Source organism: Kitasatospora sp. NPDC004289 (assembly GCF_053602875.1).
Genome location: NZ_JBSGEL010000006.1, coordinates 1 through 23,267 on the forward strand (window position 1 = coordinate 1; position 23,267 = coordinate 23,267).

A 23,267-nucleotide genomic window follows, 5' to 3' on the forward strand; every position below is an offset into this window, starting at 1 on the left:
GGCCACCATGTCCCTCTGCCGGAGCCCGCGCGTCGCCGCCTGCATCTCCGCTGTGAGGTGCAGGCCGAGCGGGCCGAACACCTCACGCTTCGCCGACCGCTACCTGCTGGTCCGGGTGCTCCCCAACTGGGGCGATGAGGAGGCCCTGCGGATCCTGCGCCACTTCGCCCCCGTGTTCCGCCACCGGCCTTGACCTTCCGCGTTGCCCGAAGTCCGCCCGCGTCGTCCTTGCCACTGCGGAGGAATCTATCCGGCCAAACGGGGTGGAACCGACCCCCGGCGCGGGGCGCGCCCGGGTTCCGGCGGTCCGTTCACCCGGTTCGCGCACTCCACCGTCAACTGGCGCTGACAGCAGGACAGAAGGGGTGCGAGCCGGACGGTGCGCGTGTCGCCGGGATGCGTGCGCCGGGCGTGACGGACTGTCAGGATCACGGGGACCGGAACCACGCCGAGCGCCCAGGTGGCCCCATGAGCACAGACCTCCCCTCCCAACCCGCCTTCCGGCGGATGACCGCACGCAGCAAGCACGAGAGCCACCGGGTGGCCACGCCGCTGGAGCTCTTCTTCGACCTCTGCTTCGTGGTGGCGGTCGCCCAGGCCGGGAAGCAGCTGGCGCACGACCTGGCCGAGGGCCACCTGGGCGCCGGGCTGTACGGCTACGCGTTCGCCTTCTTCGCCATCTGGTGGGCCTGGATGAACTTCTCCTGGTTCGCCTCCGCCTACGACGTGGACGACGTGCCGTACCGGGTCACCACCCTGGTGCAGATCACCGGTGTGCTGATCCTGGCCGCCGGGGTGCCCCGGATGTTCGACAGCCGGGACCTCACCCTCTCCGTGGTCGGCTACCTGGTGATGCGGCTGGCCATGGTCACCCAGTGGCTGCGCGCGGCCGCCTCCGAGACCGGTGGGGCGCGGACCATGGCGCTGCGCTACGCGATCGGCATCACCATCTGCCAACTCGGCTGGGTTCTGGTGCTGTTGGTGCCGGACAGCGCGCTCACCTGGGTGCTGCCGCTCGGCATCGTGGCCGAGCTCTCCGTCCCGGCCCTGGCCGAGCTGCGCACCCAGTCGAACTGGCACCCGCACCACATCGCCGAGCGGTACGGCCTGTTCACCATCATCGTGCTCGGCGAGACCGTCGCCGCCGCCACCCTGGCGATGCAGGCCGCGATCGACGAGCACGAGGCGCTGGACGAGCTGATCCCGATCGCCGCGGGCGGCATCCTGATCTGCTTCTCCGCCTGGTGGATCTACTTCGCCCGCCCGGTGCACCACATCCTCACCTCCAACCGCCGCTCCTTCCTCTGGGGCTACGGCCACTACGTGGTGCTCGGCTCGGCCGCCGCGATCGGCGCCGGCCTGGAGGTGGCGATCGAGTACGCCACCCACAAGGCGCACATCACCGCCGTCCCGGCGGCCGCCGCCGTCACCGTCCCCACCGCGCTCTTCCTGCTCACGGTCTGGGCGCTGCACTCCCGGCACGTCAAGACCGGCCTCGGCCAGGCCCTGCTGCCCGCCGCCTCGGTGGCCGTGCTCGCCTGCACCTTCCTGGGCGAGCACGGCACCCTGGCGGCCGGCCTGGTCTGCGCCCTCACCGTCGCCCTGGGCCTGGCCCTGGAGTCCCACGGGCACCCCGTACACCAGAACCCCACCGGAGGAACCGCATGACCGAGCCCGTCACCACCGGCGACCTGCTCCGCGACAAGATCGCCTACGGCTTCGACCACCTGGACCGGGACGGCGACGGCCGCCTCACCGAGGCCGACCACGTGCTGATGGGCCGCGACAGCGCCCGCTCGCTCGGCCACCCGGAGGGCTCCGCCGAGGAGGACCGGATCGTCGACGCCTACCTGCACATCTGGCGCGAGCTGCACCTGCCCACCCTGCCCGCGGGCGCCACCGAGATCGGCCGGGAGGAGTTCATCACCAGCACCCTGGGCCTGGCCGAGGACCCGGCGGCCGCCCGGGCCACCGTCGGCGCGCTGGCCGAGGTCTTCCTCACGGTCGCGGACGCCGACGGGAACGGGGTGGTCGACCGGGAGGAGTTCTACGCCTTCCAGCGCGGCCACTTCCCGGACCTCACCCGGGAGGACACCGACCTGGCCTTCTCGCGGCTCGACCTGGACGGCAACGGTACGCTCGACCCCGAGGAGTTCGTCCAGGCCGTGGTGGAGTACTGGAGCAGCCGCGACCCCGAGGCCCCCGGCAACTGGTGGACCGGCAACCCGGCCTTCGCCCGGTAACGCCCCGTCAGCCCAGGAGGCCCCCGCCGTGCAGTCCGTCCCCGACCAGCTCGACGACCTGCCCTACGCGCACCTGCTCGTCCCGCACAGCGGCCCGCTGCGCGGCGACCGCTACGACACCGTGCGGTTCGAGGGTCCGCTGGAGGCGGTCTCGGCCGGCGGCGGGAGCTTCCTGGAGTGCGCCTTCACCGGCACCGAGCTGTCCGGGGCACGGCTGCGGCAGACCCGGTTCAACGAGGTCTGGGTGCAGGGCAGCCGCTGGGTCGCGGTGGACTGCGCGGAGAGCGAGTGGCAGGACGCCGGCCTGGTCTCCACCGTGCTGGCCGGGCTGACCGCCTACGGCTCGGCGGTGCGCCGGGTGGTGCTGCGCCAGTGCAAGCTGGAAGCGGTCAACCTGCGCGGCGCGGTGCTGCGGGACGTGGTCTTCGAGGACTGCCTGCTGCGGGACGTGGACTTCGGCGAGGCCAAGCTCACCGACGTCTCCTTCCCCGGCTCCACCCTGGAGGAGGTCCGGCTGAGCGGCGCCGTGCTCAAGCAGGCCGACTTCCGCGGCGCCCGCTCGCTGGGCCTCACCGACGGCCCGCACGGACTGCGCGGAGCCATCCTCGGATCCGCGCAACTCTTCGAGCTGGCACCGCAGTTCGCCCAGGCCCTGGGTATCACCGTGAAGGACTGACCACGCCCGTGGTCCGTCCGACGGAGGGTGGGTAACGGTGGAGGAACGGATCCTGATCGAGGTCGGTGCCCCGGTGGACGGCCGCTACCCGGTGCGCGAGGCCGGGACGGAGCGGAGCGACGCACCCGGGGCGACGGTGGTGCCCGGCACCCGGGAGGAGCTGGAGCGCTGGGCCGGGGCGGCCGAACGGTACCGGGCGGCGGCCCGTCCGCCGGGAGCGCGGGGCCGGGTGATCCGGGTGCTGGGCCGCGGACCGGTCGCGGCCACGCCGGCCGACGAGGCGTACCGACCCGTCCGGGCGGAGATCGCGGCCCGGCTGGCGGAACACCGGGAGCACCGGGAGGCGGCCCTCCGGACGGCCCGGGCCCGGCGCTTCCGGGCCGGGGCGGACCGTCCGGTCTGGGGGCTGCTGGCCCCGGCCGCCCTCGGGCCGGTCCGGGTCTTCCGGTGGGACGCCGAGGTGCCGCCGGAGGCGGACCCCACCGCCGCCCGGCTGACGGTCCGTGAACTGGAGCACGGGCTGCTGGAGTTGCGCACGCAGCGGACCCAGGCCGTCGAGTGGTACGGCACGGCCTGCGAGGCCGCCGAGGCCGAGTGCGCCGCGGCCGGCGACCGGGTGCCCTTCCCGTCCTGGTGGGCCGCCGTCACGCTCTTCCCCTGGCAGCACCACCGGTGGCTGCCCTCGCTGCCCGGGAGCCCGGCCGGGCCCGTCGGCCGGGACGGGGAGGCGGCCGGGGCCGTCGGAGGCTTCGGCTGCGGAGGCGGCGCGGGCTGCGGGGGTGGCGGCTGCGGAGGCGGGCTCTGAGCCGCCGTACCGCTTCGCGTTCATCTCGTCTTCGCCCGGCGACCGGGCGTTGAACAGTCCAACAAGCCTTGATGGAAAGTCATGGCCACCGGCCGCGACCTGCGCAAAGATTCCGCTCGGCCGATGGCGTGCACACAACGTGTGCAGACAACACCGGTCACCATCAGCGGCTTCTGTGGAGCGAAGGGACGGGCTGCGGGATGTCCGAGCTGAGTCGTAGGAAGTTCATGGCACTGTCGGCGACCGCGGCGGCCGGGGCGGCCGTCGCGGGGTCGGCCACGGTCGGCGGCGGGGCGGCGGAGGCGGCGGAGCAGTACGGGCTGGACGCCACCGGCACGCTGACCGACGCCAAGCACATCGTGATCCTGATGCAGGAGAACCGGAGCTTCGACCACTACTTCGGCACCCTCCAGGGCGTCCGGGGCTTCGGCGACCGGGCCGCGATCCAGATCCCGGGCGGGTTCAGCGTCTTCAACCAGCCGAACGGGACGGGCCGCCAGTACCCGTGGCTGTTCAGCGCCACCAAGGCGGCCGGCGGCCAGACCCCGGAGCGCCTCGCCCAGTGCAACGGCGACCTCGCGCACTCCTGGAACGACCAGCACAGCGCCTGGAACACCGGCAAGATGGACAACTGGGTGGCCGCCAAGTCCAGTGTCCGCGCGCTCGGTTACCTCAACCGCAAGGACATCCCGTTCCACTTCGCGCTGGCCGACAACTGGACCGTCGGCGACGCCTACTTCTGCTCCACGCTGAGCGCCACCGGCCCCAACCGCACCTTCCACTGGAGCGGGCAGATCGACCCGGACGGCAAGGCGGGCGGCCCGGCCTACAACGGCGGCGACGAGTCCGGCCTGCGCTGGCAGACCTACGCCGAGGCGCTGGAGACCGCCGGGGTCAGCTGGAAGCTCTACCAGAACGCGGCCGACAACTACGGCGACAACGCCCTGGCCTACTTCAAGCAGTTCACCGACGCCCCGGCCGGCAGCCCGCTCAAGGTCAAGGGCATGGGATCCGTCCCGAAGGTGACCGGGAAGACCCCGGACGACATCGCCGCCGCGATCCGCGCCGACGTGCTGAACGGGACGCTGCCGCAGGTGGTCTGGGTGGTCGCCGACGAGGCCTCCTCCGAGCACCCCTACGCGCCGCCGAACGACGGCGCGCACTTCGTGCACCTGGTGATGGACGCGCTCAACGCCGACCCGGCGGTCTTCAACTCCAGCATCATGTTCCTCAACTACGACGAGAACGACGGCTTCTTCGACCACGTGCCGCCGCCGGTGCCGGTCGCCGGGACGCCCGGGGAGTTCTACAACGGCCAGCCGGTCGGCCTCGGCTTCCGGGTCCCGATGATCGCCATCTCGCCCTGGAGCCGCGGCGGTTGGGTCTCCTCGGAGGTCTTCGACCACACCTCGGTGCTGCGCTTCCTGGAGCGCTGGACGGCCGCCCTCGGCAAGCCCGCGGTCTGCCCGAACATCTCCGCCTGGCGGCGCAAGGTCACCGGCGACCTGACCGGCATGTTCGACTTCGCCCACCCGGTCTACGGGATGCCCGCGCTGCCCGACACCTCCTTCGTGATCGGCCAGTCCACCTGCGGCCCGCTGCCGAACCCGGCCCCGACCAACAACGCGCTCCCGCTCCAGGAGCCCGGCACCCGGCCGGCCCGCGCGCTGCCGTACCAGCCCAACGCCAATCTGGACCACCTGGAGTTCGGCGCGAACGGGGTGATGAAGGTCTGGATCAAGATGGCCAACGAGGGCGCCGCCGCCACCAGCGCCACCCACTTCGCGGCCTACGCCAACGCCTACCGCAGCGGCGGCCCGTGGCAGTACACGGTGGACCCGGCCGGCTCCACCAGCGACTTCTTCAACTGCGGCACCAACTTCGGCAACGGCCCCTACGACCTGAGCGTCACCGGCCCGAACCGCTTCCTGCGCCGCTTCAAGGGCGACGCCACCAAGGCGGGCAAGACCGTCACCGTCACCGCCTCGTACGCGAACGCGCCGGACACCGGCAAGCTCGCCCTCTGGTTCCGCCTCGACAACGCGGGCACCTCGGCCGTGACCTTCACCGTCACCCCGAACAACTACCGCACCGACGGCCCGTGGACCTACACCGTCCAGCCCGGCGGCAACACCAGCGACTACTTCAACGCCGTCGCCTACCAGAACGGCTGGTACGACTTCACGGTCACCGTCAGCTCGGACTCCACCTGGTCCCAGCGCTTCACCGGCCACCTGGAGACCGGCCTGCCCAGCGTCACCGGCTGACCCTCGGCCGGGCCCCGGCCGGGCCCCGCCGCGCGCTCTCCGCGCGGCGGGGCCCGGTGTTCAGTCCGAGAGCTCCCAGAGCAGCCGGTAGTAGGCGGTGCGCTCCGGATCGGGCGCGACGCCGTAGGCCTCCAGCAGGGGCTCCTCCCAGCCCGGCCCGTAGTTCCACCGCGTGCTCCAGGTGGCGATCGCCAGGTCGGCCCAGCGGTCGGCCACCCCGAGGTCGCCCAGGTCGACGTGCCCGGAGGCGGTGCCGTCCTCGCCGATCAGGGTGTTGGGCGAGCAGGCGTCGCCGTGACAGACCACCAGGCGGTCCACCGGCGGGGCGTCCGCCAGCAGTTCGAGCGCCCGCGGCACGCCGCCCACGTACGCCAACTCATCCGGCCAGCACGCCGGTTCCACCAGTCCGGCGGCGACCCTGGCGTGCACCGAGGCCAGCCGGGTGGGCACCGACCAGTCGAACGGGCAGTCCGCCACCGGCAGCGCCTCGTGCAGACGGCGCAGCCCGGCACCGAGCGCGCGCACCGCCTGCTCCGGCCGGCGCCGCCAGTGCTCGTCCTCGGCCGAACTCCCGGGCAGGCCTTCGGTGACCAGCCAGCTGCCGCCCTCGTCCGCCCCCTGCTCCAGCACCCGGGGCACCGTGGCGTACTTCGCCGCCCAGGCCAGCCGGGCCGCCTCGGCGGACAGGTCGATGGTGTTCCCCGCCGGGTTCCACTTCACGAACGTGCGCTCCGCCAGGCCGACCTGGAAGGTCAGCCCGCCGAGCTCGTTCTCCCAGACGGCCCGCAGGGGCCGGCCGGCGGCGTACTCACGGACGAACTCCGGTACCGCGACCGGACCTTGTGGGGTACTCATACGGCCATTCTCACGTGACGGTCCTTCGAGGCCAAACGTTTTACAGCCGGGGCCCGGCAGGGCAGCGCCCCGGGGGCGCGAGGAACTGCGCGCAGGGGAACGGCACCACGTGCAACTGGCTCACCTGCCCCGACCTCACGCTGGGCCGCCTTCCGGACTCGCGCAGTTCCTCGCGCCCCCGGCGTGACCACTCACACCCCGATCCGCTGGCCGAGGGCGTAGCGGCGCAGGACGGCGCGGGCGATCAGGGGGTGGTCGGCCAGCGGGGCGGTGACGGTCCAGGCGCCGGTAGTGCGGAGGGCGGCGGTGAAGCGGCCCGGGGCGAGCAGGTGGGCGGCGACCGCGATCCGGCGGTGGCCCTCGGCCCGGAGGGCGTCGACCGCCTGCGGGACGGTGGGTGCGGCGGCGGAGCAGTAGGCGGTGCGGACCGGGACGGTGCCGCCGAGCAGGTGCTCCAGCTGGGCGGCCGCGGCCAGTGCGCCGTCGTTGCCGCCCGGGCGGGTGGAGCCGGCGGCGGCCACCACCACGGCGTCGGCCCGGCCGCCGGCCCGTTCCTCGGCCTCCCGCAGCCGTCCGTGCAGCGCCAGTCCGATCGAGGCGGCGGCGCCGCTCAGCCCCGGGGTGACCACGGCCCGTACTCCGGTGGCCGCGGCCACCACGCCCGGGACGTCCACCGCGCGGTGGAAGCCGTCACCGAGCAACAGCGGCACCACCACGGCCTCGCCCGTCAGCTGCCCGAGCACCTCGGCCAGTGCGGGGCTCTGCACGTCCAGGTGGCCCACCAGGGGGTGACGTCCGGTCAGGGCGTCGAGCCGGGAGCACAGCCGGGCCACGGTGCGCACCGCCGCCGGGACGGCGCTGCCGTGCACGGCCAGCACCAAGGGCGGCCCGGCAGACCCTGCGGCGGGCAGCGGCCCCGGCTCACGGATCGGTGCGAAGACGGTCATCAGGCTCCACTCCCTTCACCGTCCACGCTAGGCGGCCGCCCCGGGCCGCCGGACCGGGCCGAGGCCACCGGCTCCGGGGCCGAAGGTCCCGCACCGCCCGGCCGCGTGTCACTCGGGCCCAAGGTCCCTTCTGCTCGGGCCCTTTACTCGTGGGACGCCCACCGTCCCGGAACTACGGTCGGAGACAGGAGCACCCGCGCAGGAGGAGCACGCACCATGACGACCAAGACCCTGGTCCTCGTCGGACACGGCATGGTGGGCCAGCGCCTGCTGTCCGCCCTGGCCGAGCGCGGGGCCTTCGAGCACGACTGGCGGGCCGTGGTCCTCGCCGAGGAGAGCCGCCCCGCCTACGACCGGGTGCACCTGACGGCCCGCTTCACCGGCACCAGCCCGGACGAACTCGCGCTCGCTGGGCCGGAGTTCTTCACCGAGCACGGCATCGAGCTGCACCTCGGCGACCCGGCCGAGGCCCTCGACACCGCCCGGCGGACCGTCACCACCGCAGGCGGCCGCACCCTCGGCTACGACGCCCTGGTGCTGGCCACCGGCTCGTACCCCTTCGTGCCGCCGGTGCCCGGCGCGGACGCCCCGGGCTGCTTCGCCTACCGGACCCTGGACGACGTGGACGCGATCACCGCCTACGCGGCGGCCGGCGCCCGCAGCGGGGTGGTGGTCGGCGGCGGGCTGCTCGGACTGGAGGCGGCCGGTGCGCTGCGCAGCCTGGGGCTGCGCACCAGCGTGGTGGAGTTCGCACCCCGGCTGATGCCGCTCCAGCTGGACGAGGGCGGCGGGGCCGCCCTGCGCGGCGCGGTCGAGGGGATGGGCATCGGCGTGCACACCGGTGTCGGGGCGAACCGGATCGAGCTGGACGCGGACGGCGTCACCGACGGCCTGCGGCTGAGCGACGGCCAGTTGGTCGACGCCGACCTGGTGGTGTTCTCGGCGGGCGTGCGCCCCCGGGACCGGCTCGCCCGCGAGGCCGGGCTGCTCTGCGGCGACCGGGGCGGCGTCGCCGTCGACCGGCACTGCCGCACCACCGACCCGGCGGTCTACGCCGTCGGCGAGTGCGCCCAGACCTGCGACGGCCAGGTGTACGGCCTGGTGGCCCCGGGCTACCAGATGGCCGAGGTGGTGGCCGAGCAGCTGCACGGCGACGGCTCCGCCTCCTTCGAGGGCGCCGACACCGACACCAAGCTCAAGCTGCTGGGCGCCGACGTGGCCAGCTTCGGCGACCCGTTCGCGGCCGGCGGGCGCTCGGTGGAGGTGCAGTTCTCCGACTCCGGCTCCGGGGTCTACAAGAAGCTGGTGCTCGGTGCCGACGGCCGGCTGCTCGGCGGCATCCTGGTCGGCGACGCCGCCGCGTACGGGCTGCTGCGCCCGCACACCGGCACCGAACTCCCGGCCGCGCCCGAGTCGTTCCTCCTCCCGGCCGGAGCCGGGGCACCACCCGGGGCCGAGCTGCTGCCGGACGAGGCCGTGGTGTGCAGCTGTCACAACGTCACCAAGGGCGCCGTCCGGGCCGCCGTGGCCGAGGGCGTCACCGAGCTCTCCGAGCTGAAGGCCTGCACCAGGGCCGGCACCGGCTGCGGCGGTTGCGCGGGCACCCTGCAGTCCCTGCTGGACGGTTTCGGGGTGCAGCGCCGCCCGGGCCTGTGCGAGCACTTCGCGCTGTCCCGCGCCGAGCTCTACCAGGCCGTCGTGGAAGGGGGGTTCACCTCCTTCGCCGAAGTGCTGACGGCACACGGCAACGGCGCCGAGGACGGCTGCGCGGTGTGCAAGCCGGTGGTCGGCTCGATCCTGGCCACCCTCGGGCCCGAGCTCGGGCTGCGGCACGTGCTCGACCCCGGACAGCGCGGCCTCCAGGACTCCAACGACCGCTACCTGGCCAACCTGCAGAAGGACGGCACCTACTCCGTGGTGCCACGCATCCCCGGTGGCGAACTGACCGCCGAGCAACTGATCGTGATCGGCGAGGTGGCACGGGATTTCGGTCTCCACACCAAGGTCACCGGCGGCCAGCGGATCGATCTCTTCGGCGCCCGGCGCGAACAACTCCCGGCGGTCTGGCGGCGGTTGGTGGACGCCGGCTTCGAGTCCGGCCACGCCTACGGCAAGTCGCTGCGCACCGTGAAGTCCTGCGTGGGCAGCCGTTGGTGCCGCTTCGGGCAGGGCGACTCGGTGCAGCTGGCGATCGACCTGGAGCTGCGCTACCGGGGCCTGCGCACCCCGCACAAGGTCAAGGGCGGGGTCTCCGGCTGCCTGCGCGAGTGCGCCGAGGCCCGGGGCAAGGACATCGGCGTGATCGCCACCGCCAAGGGCTGGAACCTCTACGTCGGCGGCAACGGCGGCACCACGCCGCGCCACGCCGACCTGCTGGCCTCCGACCTCTCCACCGAGGAACTGCTCCGGCTGACCGACCGCTTCCTGATGTACTACGCCCGCACCGGCGAGCGGCTGGAGCGGACCGCCGCCTGGCTGGAGCGCCTGGGCCTCGACCACGTCCACGCGGTGGTGGTGGAGGACTCGCTCGGGCTGGCCGCCGAGCTGGAGGCCCAGGCCGAGCGGCACGTGGCCGCCTACCAGGACGAGTGGCGGGCCGTGCTGGACGACCCGGCCAAGCTCCGCGCCTTCGCCCCGTTCGTCAACGCCCCCGCCGACCCCGTCAGTTTCGTCGACTCCCCGACCGTCCCCGTCCTCCAGGAGCAGTGATGAACCGCACCGGCCAGGTCCAGGTCCAGTCCCCCGACGGCACATGGGTCACCGTCTGCGCCTACGAGGAGCTCGAACCCGCCTGCGGGGTCGCCGCGCTGCTCCCCGAGGGCGAGCAGGCCGCCGTCTTCCGCACCCCTGGCGGCGAGGTCTACGCCGTCGGCAACCGCGACCCGTTCTCGCACGCCGACGTGATCGCCGACGGCATCACCGGCAGCGTGGACGGCGCCCCCACCGTCGCCTCCCCCATGCACAAGCAGACCTTCGACCTGCGCAGCGGCGTCTGCCTGGACGACCCGGCCAACGCCCTGCCGGTCTATCCGGTCCAGGTGGTCTGACACGGCGTCGGCCCCCGAACCGTCCGGTCCGGGGGCCGACGCCGTGTCAGAAGGGGCTCAGAAGCCGGCCCAGAGGCCGCTACCGCTGGTGCCGATCATGACCGAGCCGCCGCCGAGCTGGCCGGCGCCGTTGCCGGTGTACAGCTTGAGGTCGTTGTTGGCGTCGATCCCGGCGACGTCCTGCTTGCCGTCACCGTTGAAGTCGGCGCCCATGACCGCGTGGAAGCCCGCCCACAGACCATTGGTGCCGAGCATCGGGCTGCCGCCGCCGAGCTGGCCGGCACCGTTGCCGGTGTAGAGCTTGAGGTCGTTGTTGGCGTCGATCCCGGCGACGTCGCGCTTGCCGTCACCGTTGAAGTCGCCGGCCGTGATGGCCTTGAACCCGGCCCAGGTGCCGTTGCCGCCCAGCATCGCGCCGACCTCGGACAGCTGACCCGCACCGTTGCCCGCGTACAGCTTGAGGCTGTCGTTGGCGTCGATCCCGGCGATGTCGGCCTTGCCGTCACCGTTGAAGTCACCGGCCGTGATGGCCTTGAACCCGGCCCACGCACCGTTGCCACCCAGCATCGCGCTGCCGCCCGAGACGGTGCCCGCGCCGTTGCCGACGTACAGCTTCAGGCTGTTGTTGGCGTCGATCCCGGCGATGTCCTGCTTGCCGTCACCGTTGAAGTCGCCTGCGGCGATCAGCTTGAAGCCGCTCCAGGCACCGCCGGTGCCGAGCATCGGCGAACCACCGCCCACGTGCCCGGCACCGTCGCCGGTGTAGAGCCGGAGGTCGTTGTTGGCGTCGATCCCGGCGACGTCCTGCTTGCCGTCACCGTTGAAGTCACCGGCCGCGGTGCGGGCCGGGGTGGTCAGCGCGGTGGGCGGGCCGCCGACGATCCAGCCGTCGGAGAAGGCCTGGTCGAGCTCGGAGTAGAAGGTCCGGCCGAAGGTGTCGTACCCGTCCGCGTTCGGGTGCAGCTTGTCCGCCAACTGGTCGGCAGGGACGGTGGAGTCGACGAACCGGACGTGCCGCTTGGTCCGCTCCTGGTTGACCCAGGTCTTCAGCTGGCTGTTGTAGTCGTCGATCTTCGCGGTGATGCCCGGCTGCTCCGGGATGCCCGCGGTGGACCGGATCAGACCCTGGACGATCACCGTGACGTTGGGGCGGTCCGCGAAGATCTGGTTGATCAGGAACTTGGCCCGGTCGACCGCCGTGTTCCCGTTGGCGTCGACGTCGTGCTTGTTGTTGAGGTCGTTGATGCCGATGTGCAGCAGCACCACGTCCGGCTGGGCCGCGGCGAGCCAGCCGTCGAGCTCGGCCCTGATGCCCTGGATCTCGTAGCCGCTGTGGCCCTCGCTCTCCGGATCGGCGAGGGTGCCGTTCCGCACGGACCCGACCATGTTGACGGTGTACCGGGACTGCTGGGAGACCAGCTGCTGCAGCTTCGCCCGGTAGCCGTTCTCCGGGGTGCTCATGTACCCACGGGTGATCGAGTCACCGAGCGGCATGACCTTGAGCTGGGGCGGGGTCGCCGTCGCCGCCGAAGCCGGAGACGAGGTGACGGGCAGGCAGAGCATGCCGACCAGGGTGGCGGCGGCGAGGGAGGCGAGGCGCTTCACTGAATCGCTTTCTGATGGTGAGGAATGGTCTGTGGAAGTGGTGAGCCGTCAGAAGCCGGCCCAGAGGCCGCTGCCGGCGCTGCCGATCATCACGGAGCCGCCGCCGACCTGGCCCGCGCCGTTGCCGGTGTAGAGCTTGAGGTCGTTGTTGGCGTCGATGCCGGCGATGTCCTGCTTGCCGTCACCGTTGAAGTCGCCGCCCATGACCGAACGGAAGTTGGCCCATGCGCCACCGCTGCCGAGCATCAGGCTGCCGCCGCCGAGCTGACCGGCACCGTTGCCCGTGTAGAGCTTGAGGTCGTTGTTGGCGTCGATCCCGGCGACGTCGCGCTTGCCGTCACCGTTGAAGTCACCCGAGGTGATCCCCTTGAACCCGGCCCAGGTGCCGTTGCCGCCCAGCATCGCGCCGACCTCGGAGAGCTGGCCCGCGCCGTTGCCCGCGTACAGCTTCAGACTGTCGTTCGCGTCGATGCCGGCGACGTCCTGCTTGCCGTCACCGTTGAAGTCACCGGCCGTCAGCGCCTTGAAGCCCGCCCAGGTGCCGTTTCCACCCAGCATCGCGCTGCCGCCCGACACGTAACCGCCACCGGTGCCCGTGTACAGCTTCAGACTGTCGTTGGCGTCGATCCCGGCGACGTCCTGCTTGCCGTCACCGTTGAAGTCACCCGCCGCCAGTCGCTTGAAGCCCGCCCACAGACCATTGGTGCCGAGCATCGGCAGGGTCGCACTCACCTGCCCGGCACCGTTCCCGGCGTACAGGTTCAGGTTCTGGTACGCATCGATCCCCGCGACGTCCACCCGACCGTCACCGTCGAAGTCCGCCGCCACCGTCCGCGCCTGACGCACCGTCGGCGGGGTGGCCGGGTACGGGTCGACGCCGTCGTTGGTCAGTCCGACCCGCTTCGAGCAGTCGGGCCACTGGCCGGGGCCGGCCGCGCGCAGCAGCTTCTCGGCTATCCGGATCTGCTGCTCCTTGGTGGCCAGGTCGGCGCGGGCCGCGTAGGCGGTGCCGCCCTGGGCCACCCAGGTGCTCTGGGAGAACTGCAGACCGCCGTAGTAGGTGCCGGTGTTGCTGGCCCAGTTGCCGCTGCTCTCGCAGTCGGCCATCCGCTCCCAGGTGTCGACCGACGCGGCGTTGGCCGACGGGGCGACGGCTGCCGACAGGGCAGCGGTCACCAGCGCGGCCGTGAGCAGGGTGGTCTTGCGAATCACGTGAGTTCCTTCTGCTGGGCCCGGCCACGGGGCGGGCGCGCGGTACGAATGTCCGGAAGAGGCGGAGGAGGGTGCCGTCCGGGGCAGGGGCTGACTCACCTGCCCCGGACGGCCGTTCACTAGAAGCCGGACCAGAGTCCGCTGCCGGCGCTGCCGATCATCACGGAGCCGCCGCTGACCTGGCCCGCGCCGTTGCCGGTGTAGAGCTTGAGGTCGTTGTTGGCGTCGATGCCGGCGATGTCCTGCTTGCCGTCACCGTTGAAGTCGCCGCCCATGACCGAGCGGAAGCCCGCCCACAGACCATTGGTGCCGAGCATCGGGCTGCCACCACCGAGCTGGCCCGCGCCGTTGCCGGTGTACAGCTTGAGGTCGTTGTTGGCGTCGATCCCGGCGACGTCGCGCTTGCCGTCACCGTTGAAGTCACCCGAGGTGATCCCCTTGAACCCGGCCCAGGTGCCGTTGCCGCCCAGCATCGCGCCGACCTCGGAGAGCTGACCCGCACCGTTGCCCGCGTACAGCTTCAGGCTGTCGTTCGCGTCGATCCCCGCGATGTCGGCCTTGCCGTCACCGTTGAAGTCACCCGCCGTCAGCGCCTTGAAGCCCGCCCACGTACCGTTTCCACCCAGCATCGCGCTGCCGCCCGACACGTAACCGCCACCGGTGCCCGTGTACAGCTTCAGACTGTCGTTGGCGTCGATCCCGGCGACGTCCTGCTTGCCGTCACCGTTGAAGTCACCCGCCGCCAGCTGCTTGAAGCCCGCCCACAGACCATTGGTGCCGAGCATCGGCAGCGTCGCACTCACCTGACCGGCACCGTTCCCGGCGTACAGGTTCAGGTTCTGGTACGCATCGATCCCCGCGACGTCCACCCGACCGTCACCGTCGAAGTCCGCCGCCACCGTCCGCGCCGCAGAACGGTCATCCACGATCTTGTTGTAGCGGTAGGCGGTGTAGAGACCGTTGTCGTGGCTGTCGAACTTGGCGGCGTTGATCGACACACCGGTGATGTGCTTCACCGGGGTGGAGCCGAAGGAGTAGTAGGAGAAGGTGGTGTGGGCCGCGTCGTCCCACTTCTCGAACAGGATGACGTGCTTGGCCTCGTAGTCGAGGATGTCACCGGGCTTGAGCTGGCTGCGGGGGATCTGGGTGGCGACGCCCGGGAGCGTGCCGGTGGCCAGGCTGGTGCCGAGGTGCCAGGCCATCGAGACGTAGCCCGAGCAGTCGGTGCGGTAGGAGCGACCGGAGGAGTCCTGGTACGAACCGCCCTGGTCGTAGGTGATGCTGGCCTTGTTCTGGAACCAGTAGTCGGCCCGGGCGATCACCTCGGAGCGGGTGATCGAACCGTCCACCGACGAGGCGGCCTGGGCGACCGTGGCGTTGGCCGTGGCAAGGGCGGTGGTGGCCACCGCGCCGGAGAGGGCGATGGCGGCGGAGAGGGCGACGCGGGTGAGCTTCGAGGCGCGCGAGGGCATGGCAGGGCTCCAGGGGCAGGACGGACGGGAAGTGGCACGGGGACGGCTGCCCTGCAGGAGCAGCGGTCCGGTGCGTGCGACGCACCGTCAGCGGTCCCTCTCCCCACCGGTTCCGGGTGGTCCCTGCTGACGAAGAACAGCTTCGTCGCTGCTCAGCACGGGTGGAAGGGATCACCGGTGGACCGAAGCGGCCCGGGCCGCAAGCGTCCTCCAGGCGTGCGGGGAGCCGGGCGGCCGTGCACGCTGGAGGGGTCCCCTGTACTGGGAGGTGAGCGGGATGGAACCGCAGGCGGAGTTCGGCCCGGAGCGGTACGCGAAGCCGCGGCCGGTGGGCGGGCCGCGTGGGTACTGGCACCTGTTGGAGGACGTGCAGACCGGCACCGTCGCGGTGCTGCTGTCGCTCTCGGTCGGTCTGGTGCTGGTCGCGGTGCAGATGGGGGGAAACGCGATCGCGCTGGCGGTGTTCTGCGCGGTCTGGGCCTGCACCCTGCTGGCGGTGGCCGGCTGGGCGGGTCACCGGCGGGAGGAGCGGTCGGCCGGCCGGCACCGGATGGCGTGAGGAAAGGTGTGAGCCCCCGGCAGCCCGGCTGCCGGGGGCTCTCGCACGGGTCGGGTCAGTCCGCCCGCTCGCGGCGGGTGGTGAACCAGTACGCGGCACCGACCAGCACCGCCCCGCCGACCACGTTGCCGGGCACCACGTACAGCAGGTTGCGGGCCAGGTCGGCGAACGAAGCGCGGCCGTCGGTGATCGCCAGGCCGTAGAGCGCCATGTTGGCCACGCAGTGCTCGAAGCCGATCGCGACGAAGGCGAAGACGGGCCACCAGACGGCGGTCATCTTGGGCCCGTCGCCGCGCACCCGGGCCACCGTCCAGATCGCCAGGCAGACCAGCAGGTTGCAGAGCACCGCCCGGGCGAAGAGCTGACCGCCGCTCAGCCCGTCCTTCAGCGCGATGAGTTCGCCGAGCATCCGACCGGCGGGGGCGCCGCCGAGCAGCCCGCCCGCGTGCACCAGGACGGCCAGGCCGAGCGCCCCGGCCAGGTTCCCGGCCAGGGTGAGCAGCCAGACCCGGGCCAGCGCTCCCCAGCCGGTGCGCCCGGCCAGCCGGCCGACCGCCATCACCATCGCCGCGCTGGTGAACAGCTCGGCCCCGGCGAACACCACCAGGATCAGCGCGACCCCGAAGACGGCGCCCTCCAGCAGCCTCACCACCGGCGAGTGCGCCAGGTCGAAGGGAGCGGCCACCGAGAGCAGCAGCACCTCGCCGAGTGCGATGTAGACCCCCGCCTGCACCGCCGAGACCAGGTAGCGGCCGGGCCGTCGCCGGGAGGTGCCGGCCTTCTTCTCCGCCTGGGCCAGCAGGTCGTCGAGCGCGTGCGCGGGTGAGTGCGGCATAAGACCACCCTCCCGCGCCCGTCGGCCGCCCTGACCGGGCGAAAGTCACCAACCGGGGTGCGTTTCGTCCCCTCGTCACCCCGCCGGCTCACCCGGCGCGCGGACCCGACGGACCGTCAGTAGCTTGCGAAACAGTCGAGCGAAGGAGCGGACCGGTGGCGCAAGGTCAGTCGGTGGCGGTGCGGGCGTCCTTGGTGGCCACGGGGGCGACACTGCTCCTGCTGGCCGCCATCGTGCTCGGCAGCCGCGGCCTCAGGGACTTCGACTCGGCCCTGGTGCCGTACGCGGTGGCGACGCTCTTCCTCACCTTCGGGGTGGTCTACCGCTACGTGGTCTGGGTCTCCGCCCCGGCCGCCCGCAGGCTCTTCAAGCAGGGCTGGCGGGCGGCGCTCTCCTGGCAGAACCTGCGCAAGGCCCCGACCGCCCTGCCCAGGATGATCGTCACCTACCTGGGCTTCCAGAAGTTCCTCGGCGCCCGCTCGCACGCCCGCTGGGCCGCCCACCAACTCATGTTCTGGGGCTGCCTGCTGGCCGCCGCGATCACCTTCCCGCTCACCTGGGGCTGGTTCACCTTCACCGCCTCCAGCGCGGCCGGCCCCGGCTACGAGATGCGGATCTGGGGTTTCAAGGTGCTCGGCTTCGCCTCCGACTCCTTCCTCGGCTGGTCGATGTACCACGGCCTGGACCTGGCCGCGGTCCTGGTGATCGCCGGGGCCGGCTACTTCCTCTGGCGCCGGATGCGCGACCGCGAGGCCACCACCGGCCAGCGCTTCGGCTACGACTTCGTCCCGCTGCTGGCGCTGATCACCATCTCGGTGACCGGGCTGCTGCTCACCTTCTCGTCCATCTTCCTGCACGGCGGCGGCTACGAGTTCCTGGCGATCCTGCACATGGCCTCGGTGGTGCTGACGCTGGTGTACCTGCCGTTCGGCAAGTTCTTCCACATCGTGCAGCGCCCGGCGGCGGTCGGCATGCAGCTGTTCAAGTACACGTCCAAGAAGAAGGACCCGGACGCGCCCGACGACCTGTTCGCGTGCAAGAACTGCGGCGAGCCGATCGACACCCCCGAGTACGTGGCCAACCTGCGCGCCACCATGCAGGACCTGAAGCTCGGCTTCGACCAGTGGGCGGAGTACTGCCCGCGCTGCAAGCGGGTGCTGCGCGGCGGCGCCTACCTCTCCCAGGTGAAGAAGGGCTTCGACCGTTGAGCGAGCGTGTGGACCCGACCGTCGCCCCGCGCGGCACCCGCAACTTCCGGGACGCGGGCGGCCTGCCCGCCGCCGCCTGGCGGGCCGACCAGACCGAGCAGACCCTGGTGCCCACCCACTGCTGCTTCTGCGGGGTGCAGTGCGGGATGTACCTGCGGGTCGACTCCCACGGCAAGGTGTTCGGCGTCGAGCCGCGCAACCACGACATCAACCGGATGCGGCTGTGTCCCAAGGGCATCAACGCCTACCAGCAGGTCAACCACCCCGACCGGCTGGCCTCCCCCCTGATGCGGCGCAGCCGGGACGAGCCCTTCCAGCAGGTGAGCTGGGAGAAGGCGCTGGACCACACGGTGAGCGAGATCCGCCGGATCCAGGCCGAGCACGGGGCGGACGCCTTCGGCCTGCTCGGCGGGGCCAGCCTGTTCTCCGAGAAGACCTACCTGGTGGGCAAGTTCGCCCGGGTCGCGCTCAAGTCCCGGCACGTGGACTACAACGGGCGGCTCTGCATGGTGAGCGCGGCCGGGGCCAACAAGCTGGCCTTCGGCATCGACCGGGCGGCCAACCCGTTCTCCGACATCCTGCGGACCGACTGCCTGCTGATCGCCGGCTCCAACGTCGGCGAGTGCTTCCCGGTGATGACCCAGTACCTGTGGGGCGCCCGGGACCGCGGCGCCAAGCTGATCGTGGTGGACCCGCGGGAGACGGCGGTGGCCCGCACCGCCGACGTGCACGTGGCGCTGCGCTCCGGCACCGACGCGGTGTTCTTCAACGCGGTGCTGAACGTGGTGATCGAGGACGGCCTGACCGACGACGCCTTCATCGCCGCCCACTGCACCGGCTGGGAGGAGCTGAAGGCCACCGTGAAGGCCTACCCGCCCAGCCGGGCGGCCGAGGTCTGCGGCATCCCGGAGTCCCAAGTGGTCGAGGTGGCACGGATGTTCGGCACCGCCGGGAAGGCGATGGCCTGGCACGCGCGCGGCATCGAGCACCACACCCAGGGCGTGGAGAACTGCCTGACCGTCATCAACCTGTGCGCCGCCACCGGCAACCTCGGCAAGCCCGGCGCCGGCTACGGCACCATCACCGGCCAGGGCAACGGCCAGGGCGGGCGCGAGCACGGCCAGAAGTCCGACCTGCTGCCGGGCGGGCGCTCCATCAACGACCCCGAGCACCGGCGGCAGATCTGCGAGATCTGGGGCATCGAGGAGTCCGAGCTGCCGAAGGCCGGCACCTCGATGATGGAGATGGTCTGGCAGATGCAGCGCCAGGAGATCCGCGGCCTGATCGGCATCTGCAACAACCCCTTCGTCTCGCTGCCCAACTACGCGGTGGTGAAGGACGGTTACGACACCCTGGAGTTCCACGCCCAGTTCGACTTCTTCCTCTCCGAGACGGCGCAGAACGCCCACGTGGTCTTCCCGGTCACCACCTGGGCCGAGGACGAGGGCGTGATGGCCAACGCCGAGGCCCGGGTGGTCAAGCACAACAAGGCCCAGGAGCCCCCGGCCGGGGTGCGCACCGACACCTGGGTGATGTGCGAGCTGGCCCGCCGCCTCGGGGTGGGCGACAAGTTCGACTTCGCCGGCTCCGAGGAGGTCTTCGAGGAGCTGCGGATCGCCTCCCGGGGCACCGTCAACGACTACTACGGCATCACCTACCAGCGGCTGGAGGAGACCGGCGGCATCGTCTGGCCCTGCCCGGACACCGACCACCCGGGCACGCCACGGCTGTTCGAGGGCGGGAGGACGTACCACGCCGACGGCAAGGTGCACCTGCAGACCGTGGAGTGGCACCCGCCGGCCGACCCGTACGACGAGAACTTCCCGATGACGCTGACCACCGGCCGCACGGTGGCGCACTTCCTGTCGGGCAATCAGACCCGTCGGCTGGGCGCCCTGGTGGAGCAGACCCCGCGCCCCTGGGTGGAGATCCACCCCTCGCACGGCTTCCGCACCGGCGACCCGGTCCGGGTGGTCACCCGGCGCGGCGAATCGGTGCTGCCCGCCCTGGTCACCGAGGCGATCCGGGCCGACCACGTCTTCGTCCCGTACCACTGGCCCTCCCCGGTGGCGGCCAACGCGCTGACCGTCGACGCCCTCGACCCGCGCTCCAAGATCCCCGAGTACAAGGTCTGCGCCGTCCGGATCGAACGGGCCGCCGACCTGGACGAGGTGCCCGCGCCGCCCACCCCGCCGGGGCGGGAGGCGTACCCCGAGGCCCAGGCCTCACGGACCGACCCGCTGCCGCCGACCTCACCGCAGGGCCGCGGCACCGCGGAGAGGAGCTGACCCCATGCTGGGACGCACCATCTTCATCGACCCGGGCCGGTGCATCGGCTGCCAGGCCTGCGTCTCGGCCTGCCGGGAGTGCGACTCGCACCGGGGCAAGTCGATGATCCACCTCGACTACCCCGACGAGGGGCACTCGGCCGCCTCGCTGCCCACGGTCTGCATGCACTGCGAGGACCCGGTCGCCCCGTGCGCCGAGGTCTGCCCGGCGGACGCCATCCTGATCACCGCCGACGGCGTGGTCCAGGAGGCCGACCCGACCCGGTGCATCGGGTGCGCGAACTGCGTCAACGCCTGCCCGTTCGGGGTGCCCAAGATCGATCTGGAGGCCAAGCTCCAGATGAAGTGCAACCTCTGCTACGACCGCACCAGTTACGGCCTGGCGCCGATGTGCGCGACGGTCTGCCCGACCGGGGCGCTGTTCTACGGGACGCTGGAGGAGCTCCAGGCCGAGCGGCCGAACGTGGACGTCTCCACGCTCTTCGCCTTCGGCGACGTCACCGTCTCCACCGGCGTCGCCATGGTGGTGCCCGCCGAACGCCGCGACGGCACCGCCGGCGCGGGCGCCTTCGCCGGTGCCGCCGTCCCCGGCGGGTACCCCGCGCTCAACGTGATCGAGGTCAACGGGCGTGCCACGCCCGGGAACGGAGCACTGTGACCACCCCTCAGGCACCGGAGTCGACGGACCTCTCCGAGGAGCACGCGGCGCTGGTGGACCGGATCAGCGCCGACTCGCTGACCACCCGCCGGGACTACCTGCGAATCGTGGCCACCGTCTCCGGCGGCCTGGTGGTGGGCTCCACCGTGGTCTCCGCCGGGGTGCTGCACCGGCACGGCGACGGTACCGCTCCCCCGCTCAAGGTGGCCGAGAAGCTGGCCCGCGGCCAGGCGGTGACCTTCAACTACCCCGGCGAGCACGACCGGGCGATGGCCATCCGGCTGATGGACGGCACCGTGGTCGGCTACTCCACGGTCTGCACCCACCTGGCCTGCGGGGTGCTCTGGCGCAAGGAGCGCGGCAGCGAGGGCGAGCTCTACTGCCCTTGCCACGAAGGGGTGTTCAGTGCCCGGACCGGCGAGGTGACGGCCGGTCCGCCGCCGCGTCCGCTGCCCCGGGTGGTCGTGGTCGAGGACGAACAGGGCGCGGTCTGGGCGATCGGCACCGCGCGCTCCGGCGAGACCGAGCGGGCCGGGCTCTGCCGCGGCCTGCGGGACTCCAACCCGGCGCTGGCCGAACGGGCCGGCTGCAACGCCGAGGGGGCGTCATGACGCACCCCGACGAGCAGCGGCCCGGGACCTACCCCGAGGAGTACCACCCCGGCAGCGAGCAGCCCCGGCTGAACCGCCCCGTCGAGGAGCGCTACCCGCAGATCCGCGCCACCAGCGGCTACGCCGACCCCCGGGTGACCCGGACCGGCCCCGGTCCGGGCGCGGGCACCGAGCAGGAGCCGGAGCGCTCGGCCGTCCTGACGGCCCGTCTGGTCCTGGCGATCACCATCGTGATCGGCCAGCTCTGGGCCCTGACGGTGGCCACCAACGCCTGGATGAAGGGCGAGACCGCCACCGCCTGGTGGTGCACCGGCTTCTCGGCGGCCTCCTTCCTGGTCGTCCTGCTGGCGTGGCGCATCTCGCCGCGCGACCACTGAACCCACCGTTAGGACGGCCGCGTTGAGCACCCTCGACGAGAAGTCCCGCAGTCACCGCCGGGAGAGCTACCGGCCCGGGGCGACCATCTCCACCTGGGAGCCGGAGGACCCCGCCTTCTGGTCCGCCACCGGCGCCAAGGTCGCCAACCGCAACCTCTGGGTCTCGGTGCCCGCCCTGCTGCTGGCCTTCGTGGTCTGGCAGGTCTGGTCGGTGACGGTGGTCCAGCTGAGCAAGGTCGGCTTCACCTTCAGCGACTCGCAGAAGTTCTGGCTGACCGCCATCCCCGGCCTGACCGGCGGGCTCGGCCGGCTCGTCTACACCTTCGTCGGCCCGGTGGTCGGCGAGCGGAAGTGGACCGCCTTCTCGACGATCATCCTGATCGGGCCGCTGCTCTGGCTGGGCTTCGCCGTGCAGGACACCTCCACCCCGTACGCGGTGATGGTGGTGATCGCCGCGCTCTGCGGCGTCGGCGGCGCCAACTTCTCCTCCTCGATGGTCAACATCGGCTTCTTCTTCCCCAAGGCGAAGAAGGGCAACGCCAACGGCATCAACGGCGGCCTGGGCAACCTCGGCGTCAGCGTGGTCCAGCTGGTCGCACCGCTGGTGATCACCGCGGGCATCCTCGGCCCGCCGGCCGGCGGGCCGCAGAAGCAGAAGGACGGCACCGAGGTCTGGCTGCAGAACGGGGCCTTCCTCTGGGTCCCGCTGCTGGTGCTGATGGCGCTGGCGGCCTGGTTCCTGATGAACGACCTCAAGGTCGCGGCCGCGCCGTTCTCCAAGCAGAAGATCATCTTCAGGCGCAAGCACAACTGGCTGATGACCCTGCTCTACGTCGGCACCTTCGGCTCCTTCATCGGCTTCGCCTCCGCCCTGCCCAACCTGATCAACACCACCTTCACCCCGATCGACTCCGCCTACTCCGCCACCACCTACGCCTGGGTCGGCCCCTTCATCGGCGCCCTCACCCGCTGGCTCGGCGGCTGGATCGCCGACAAGACCGGCGGCGCCTGGTGCACCATCATCTCCTTCGTCGGGATGGGCGCCTCGATCGTCGTGGTGATCAACGCCCTCCCCTCGGGCGGGAACCAGGGCAACTTCTGGGTCTTCTACGTCGGCTTCCTCTGCGCCTTCTTCTTCTCCGGCATCGGGAACGGCTCCACCTTCCGCCAGATCCCGGTCATCTTCCTCAACCAGCACCGCGCGGCCGCCGGCCCCGACCCGGCCGCCCAGGAGGAGGCCCGCCACCAGGCCGAGATGGAGGCCGGCGCCGTCACCGGCTTCTCCGCCTCCATCGCCGCCTTCGGCTTCTTCTTCATCCCCGCGATGTTCGCCCTCTTCCCCGTCACCAGCTCGCTCTGGGTCTTCGTCGGCTTCTACGCCGTCTGCCTGGTCGTCTGCTGGTGGTTCTACGCCCGCAAGGGCGCCGAGGCCCCCAGCTGACACGGCTCTCCGTGGTCGGGGCGTCACGATTTCCGTCCGACCGCCCCGATCGCGTAGAGTCTCCGACGTCAGCAGGCGCCGCTAGCTCAGTTGGTTAGAGCAGCTGACTCTTAATCAGCGGGTCCGGGGTTCGAGTCCCTGGCGGCGCACAGACAGCCGGA

Annotated in this window: 21 protein-coding genes and 1 tRNA gene; 16 read left to right on the forward strand and 6 right to left on the reverse strand. The window is 71.9% G+C overall.

Going from position 1 to position 23,267, the window contains the following annotated elements:
• From ACWEPF_RS05370 to ACWEPF_RS05395, 6 genes are all read left to right on the forward strand, one after another.
• Positions 1-193: hypothetical protein (locus ACWEPF_RS05370; protein ID WP_452171521.1), on the forward strand; the 193-nt coding region annotated here is incomplete at its 5' end.
• Positions 194-468: 275 nt separating this feature from the next.
• Complete coding sequence (locus ACWEPF_RS05375; RefSeq protein WP_452171522.1) at positions 469-1,668, forward strand: low temperature requirement protein A; 1,200 nt, start codon at positions 469-471, stop codon at positions 1,666-1,668.
• Positions 1,665-2,243: an EF-hand domain-containing protein gene (locus tag ACWEPF_RS05380; protein ID WP_452171523.1), complete on the forward strand. Its 579-nt coding sequence runs from the start codon at positions 1,665-1,667 to the stop codon at positions 2,241-2,243. Before ACWEPF_RS05375 ends, ACWEPF_RS05380 begins: the two co-directional genes overlap by 4 nt.
• A 28-nt stretch (positions 2,244-2,271) precedes the next feature.
• Positions 2,272-2,919 carry a pentapeptide repeat-containing protein gene (locus ACWEPF_RS05385; RefSeq protein WP_452171524.1) on the forward strand — a complete coding sequence of 216 codons (648 nt, stop codon included), beginning with the start codon at positions 2,272-2,274 and terminating at the stop codon, positions 2,917-2,919.
• Positions 2,920-2,956: 37 nt separating this feature from the next.
• Complete coding sequence (locus ACWEPF_RS05390) at positions 2,957-3,724, forward strand: hypothetical protein (protein ID WP_452171525.1); 768 nt, start codon at positions 2,957-2,959, stop codon at positions 3,722-3,724.
• A 200-nt stretch (positions 3,725-3,924) separates the two neighbouring features.
• Positions 3,925-5,991, forward strand: a complete 2,067-nt coding sequence (locus ACWEPF_RS05395; protein WP_452171526.1) for a phosphocholine-specific phospholipase C — start codon at positions 3,925-3,927, stop codon at positions 5,989-5,991.
• Between the two features lie 60 nt (positions 5,992-6,051).
• Here the strand turns inward: ACWEPF_RS05395 and ACWEPF_RS05400 are convergent, their stop codons facing one another.
• Entirely contained in the window at positions 6,052-6,846 is a 795-nt protein-coding gene (locus ACWEPF_RS05400; protein WP_452171527.1) for a phosphotransferase, read from the reverse strand.
• 191 nt (positions 6,847-7,037) lie between these two features.
• Entirely contained in the window at positions 7,038-7,793 is a 756-nt protein-coding gene (locus ACWEPF_RS05405; RefSeq protein ID WP_452171528.1) for a sirohydrochlorin chelatase, read from the reverse strand.
• Between the two features lie 216 nt (positions 7,794-8,009).
• Here ACWEPF_RS05405 and nirB point away from each other — a divergent pair, with 216 nt between their 5' ends.
• Together nirB and nirD are read left to right on the forward strand one after the other, a co-directional pair.
• Complete coding sequence (gene nirB / locus ACWEPF_RS05410; RefSeq protein ID WP_452171529.1) at positions 8,010-10,502, forward strand: nitrite reductase large subunit NirB; 2,493 nt, start codon at positions 8,010-8,012, stop codon at positions 10,500-10,502.
• A complete protein-coding gene (gene nirD / locus ACWEPF_RS05415) occupies positions 10,502-10,840 on the forward strand; it encodes a nitrite reductase small subunit NirD (RefSeq protein ID WP_449798825.1) in 339 nt (112 codons plus the stop codon). The genes nirB and nirD overlap by 1 nt, the downstream gene beginning before the upstream one ends.
• Before the next feature lie 57 nt (positions 10,841-10,897).
• On the opposite strand, the gene ACWEPF_RS05420 is transcribed toward nirD, so the two are convergent.
• From ACWEPF_RS05420 to ACWEPF_RS05430, 3 genes are all read right to left on the reverse strand, one after another.
• Positions 10,898-12,445 carry an FG-GAP-like repeat-containing protein gene (locus tag ACWEPF_RS05420; RefSeq protein WP_452171530.1) on the reverse strand — a complete coding sequence of 516 codons (1,548 nt, stop codon included), beginning with the start codon at positions 12,443-12,445 and terminating at the stop codon, positions 10,898-10,900.
• Between the two features lie 48 nt (positions 12,446-12,493).
• Entirely contained in the window at positions 12,494-13,657 is a 1,164-nt protein-coding gene (locus ACWEPF_RS05425) for an FG-GAP-like repeat-containing protein (RefSeq protein WP_452171531.1), read from the reverse strand.
• A gap of 119 nt (positions 13,658-13,776) precedes the next feature.
• The gene (locus tag ACWEPF_RS05430) at positions 13,777-15,129 is read right to left on the reverse strand and encodes an FG-GAP repeat domain-containing protein (protein ID WP_452171532.1); all 1,353 of its coding nucleotides are present in this window, start codon (positions 15,127-15,129) and stop codon (positions 13,777-13,779) included.
• A gap of 277 nt (positions 15,130-15,406) precedes the next feature.
• Between ACWEPF_RS05430 and ACWEPF_RS05435 the strand changes: the two genes are divergently transcribed.
• Positions 15,407-15,688, forward strand: a complete 282-nt coding sequence (locus tag ACWEPF_RS05435; RefSeq protein ID WP_345285727.1) for a hypothetical protein — start codon at positions 15,407-15,409, stop codon at positions 15,686-15,688.
• Between the two features lie 55 nt (positions 15,689-15,743).
• Here the strand turns inward: ACWEPF_RS05435 and ACWEPF_RS05440 are convergent, their stop codons facing one another.
• A complete protein-coding gene (locus ACWEPF_RS05440; protein ID WP_452171533.1) occupies positions 15,744-16,523 on the reverse strand; it encodes a formate/nitrite transporter family protein in 780 nt (259 codons plus the stop codon).
• A gap of 155 nt (positions 16,524-16,678) precedes the next feature.
• Here ACWEPF_RS05440 and ACWEPF_RS05445 point away from each other — a divergent pair, with 155 nt between their 5' ends.
• The 7 genes from ACWEPF_RS05445 (at position 16,679) to ACWEPF_RS05475 (ending at position 23,255) form a co-directional block, all read left to right on the forward strand.
• Positions 16,679-17,731: an MFS transporter gene (locus tag ACWEPF_RS05445; protein WP_452171534.1), complete on the forward strand. Its 1,053-nt coding sequence runs from the start codon at positions 16,679-16,681 to the stop codon at positions 17,729-17,731.
• A complete protein-coding gene (locus tag ACWEPF_RS05450) occupies positions 17,728-20,019 on the forward strand; it encodes a molybdopterin oxidoreductase family protein (RefSeq protein WP_452171535.1) in 2,292 nt (763 codons plus the stop codon). Before ACWEPF_RS05445 ends, ACWEPF_RS05450 begins: the two co-directional genes overlap by 4 nt.
• Positions 20,020-20,023: 4 nt before the next feature.
• Positions 20,024-20,677, forward strand: coding sequence for a 4Fe-4S dicluster domain-containing protein (locus ACWEPF_RS05455; RefSeq protein WP_345285719.1), 654 nt, complete (start codon positions 20,024-20,026; stop codon positions 20,675-20,677).
• The gene (locus ACWEPF_RS05460) at positions 20,674-21,288 is read left to right on the forward strand and encodes a QcrA and Rieske domain-containing protein (protein WP_452171536.1); all 615 of its coding nucleotides are present in this window, start codon (positions 20,674-20,676) and stop codon (positions 21,286-21,288) included. The genes ACWEPF_RS05455 and ACWEPF_RS05460 overlap by 4 nt, the downstream gene beginning before the upstream one ends.
• Positions 21,285-21,665 (forward strand): DUF6755 family protein, encoded by a 381-nt coding sequence (locus ACWEPF_RS05465; protein ID WP_449797324.1) that lies wholly within the window; start codon positions 21,285-21,287, stop codon positions 21,663-21,665. Before ACWEPF_RS05460 ends, ACWEPF_RS05465 begins: the two co-directional genes overlap by 4 nt.
• A gap of 22 nt (positions 21,666-21,687) precedes the next feature.
• Positions 21,688-23,106 (forward strand): MFS transporter, encoded by a 1,419-nt coding sequence (locus ACWEPF_RS05470; protein WP_452171537.1) that lies wholly within the window; start codon positions 21,688-21,690, stop codon positions 23,104-23,106.
• A gap of 75 nt (positions 23,107-23,181) precedes the next feature.
• A tRNA-Lys gene (locus tag ACWEPF_RS05475) sits at positions 23,182-23,255 on the forward strand.
• Positions 23,256-23,267: the final 12 nt, after the last annotated feature.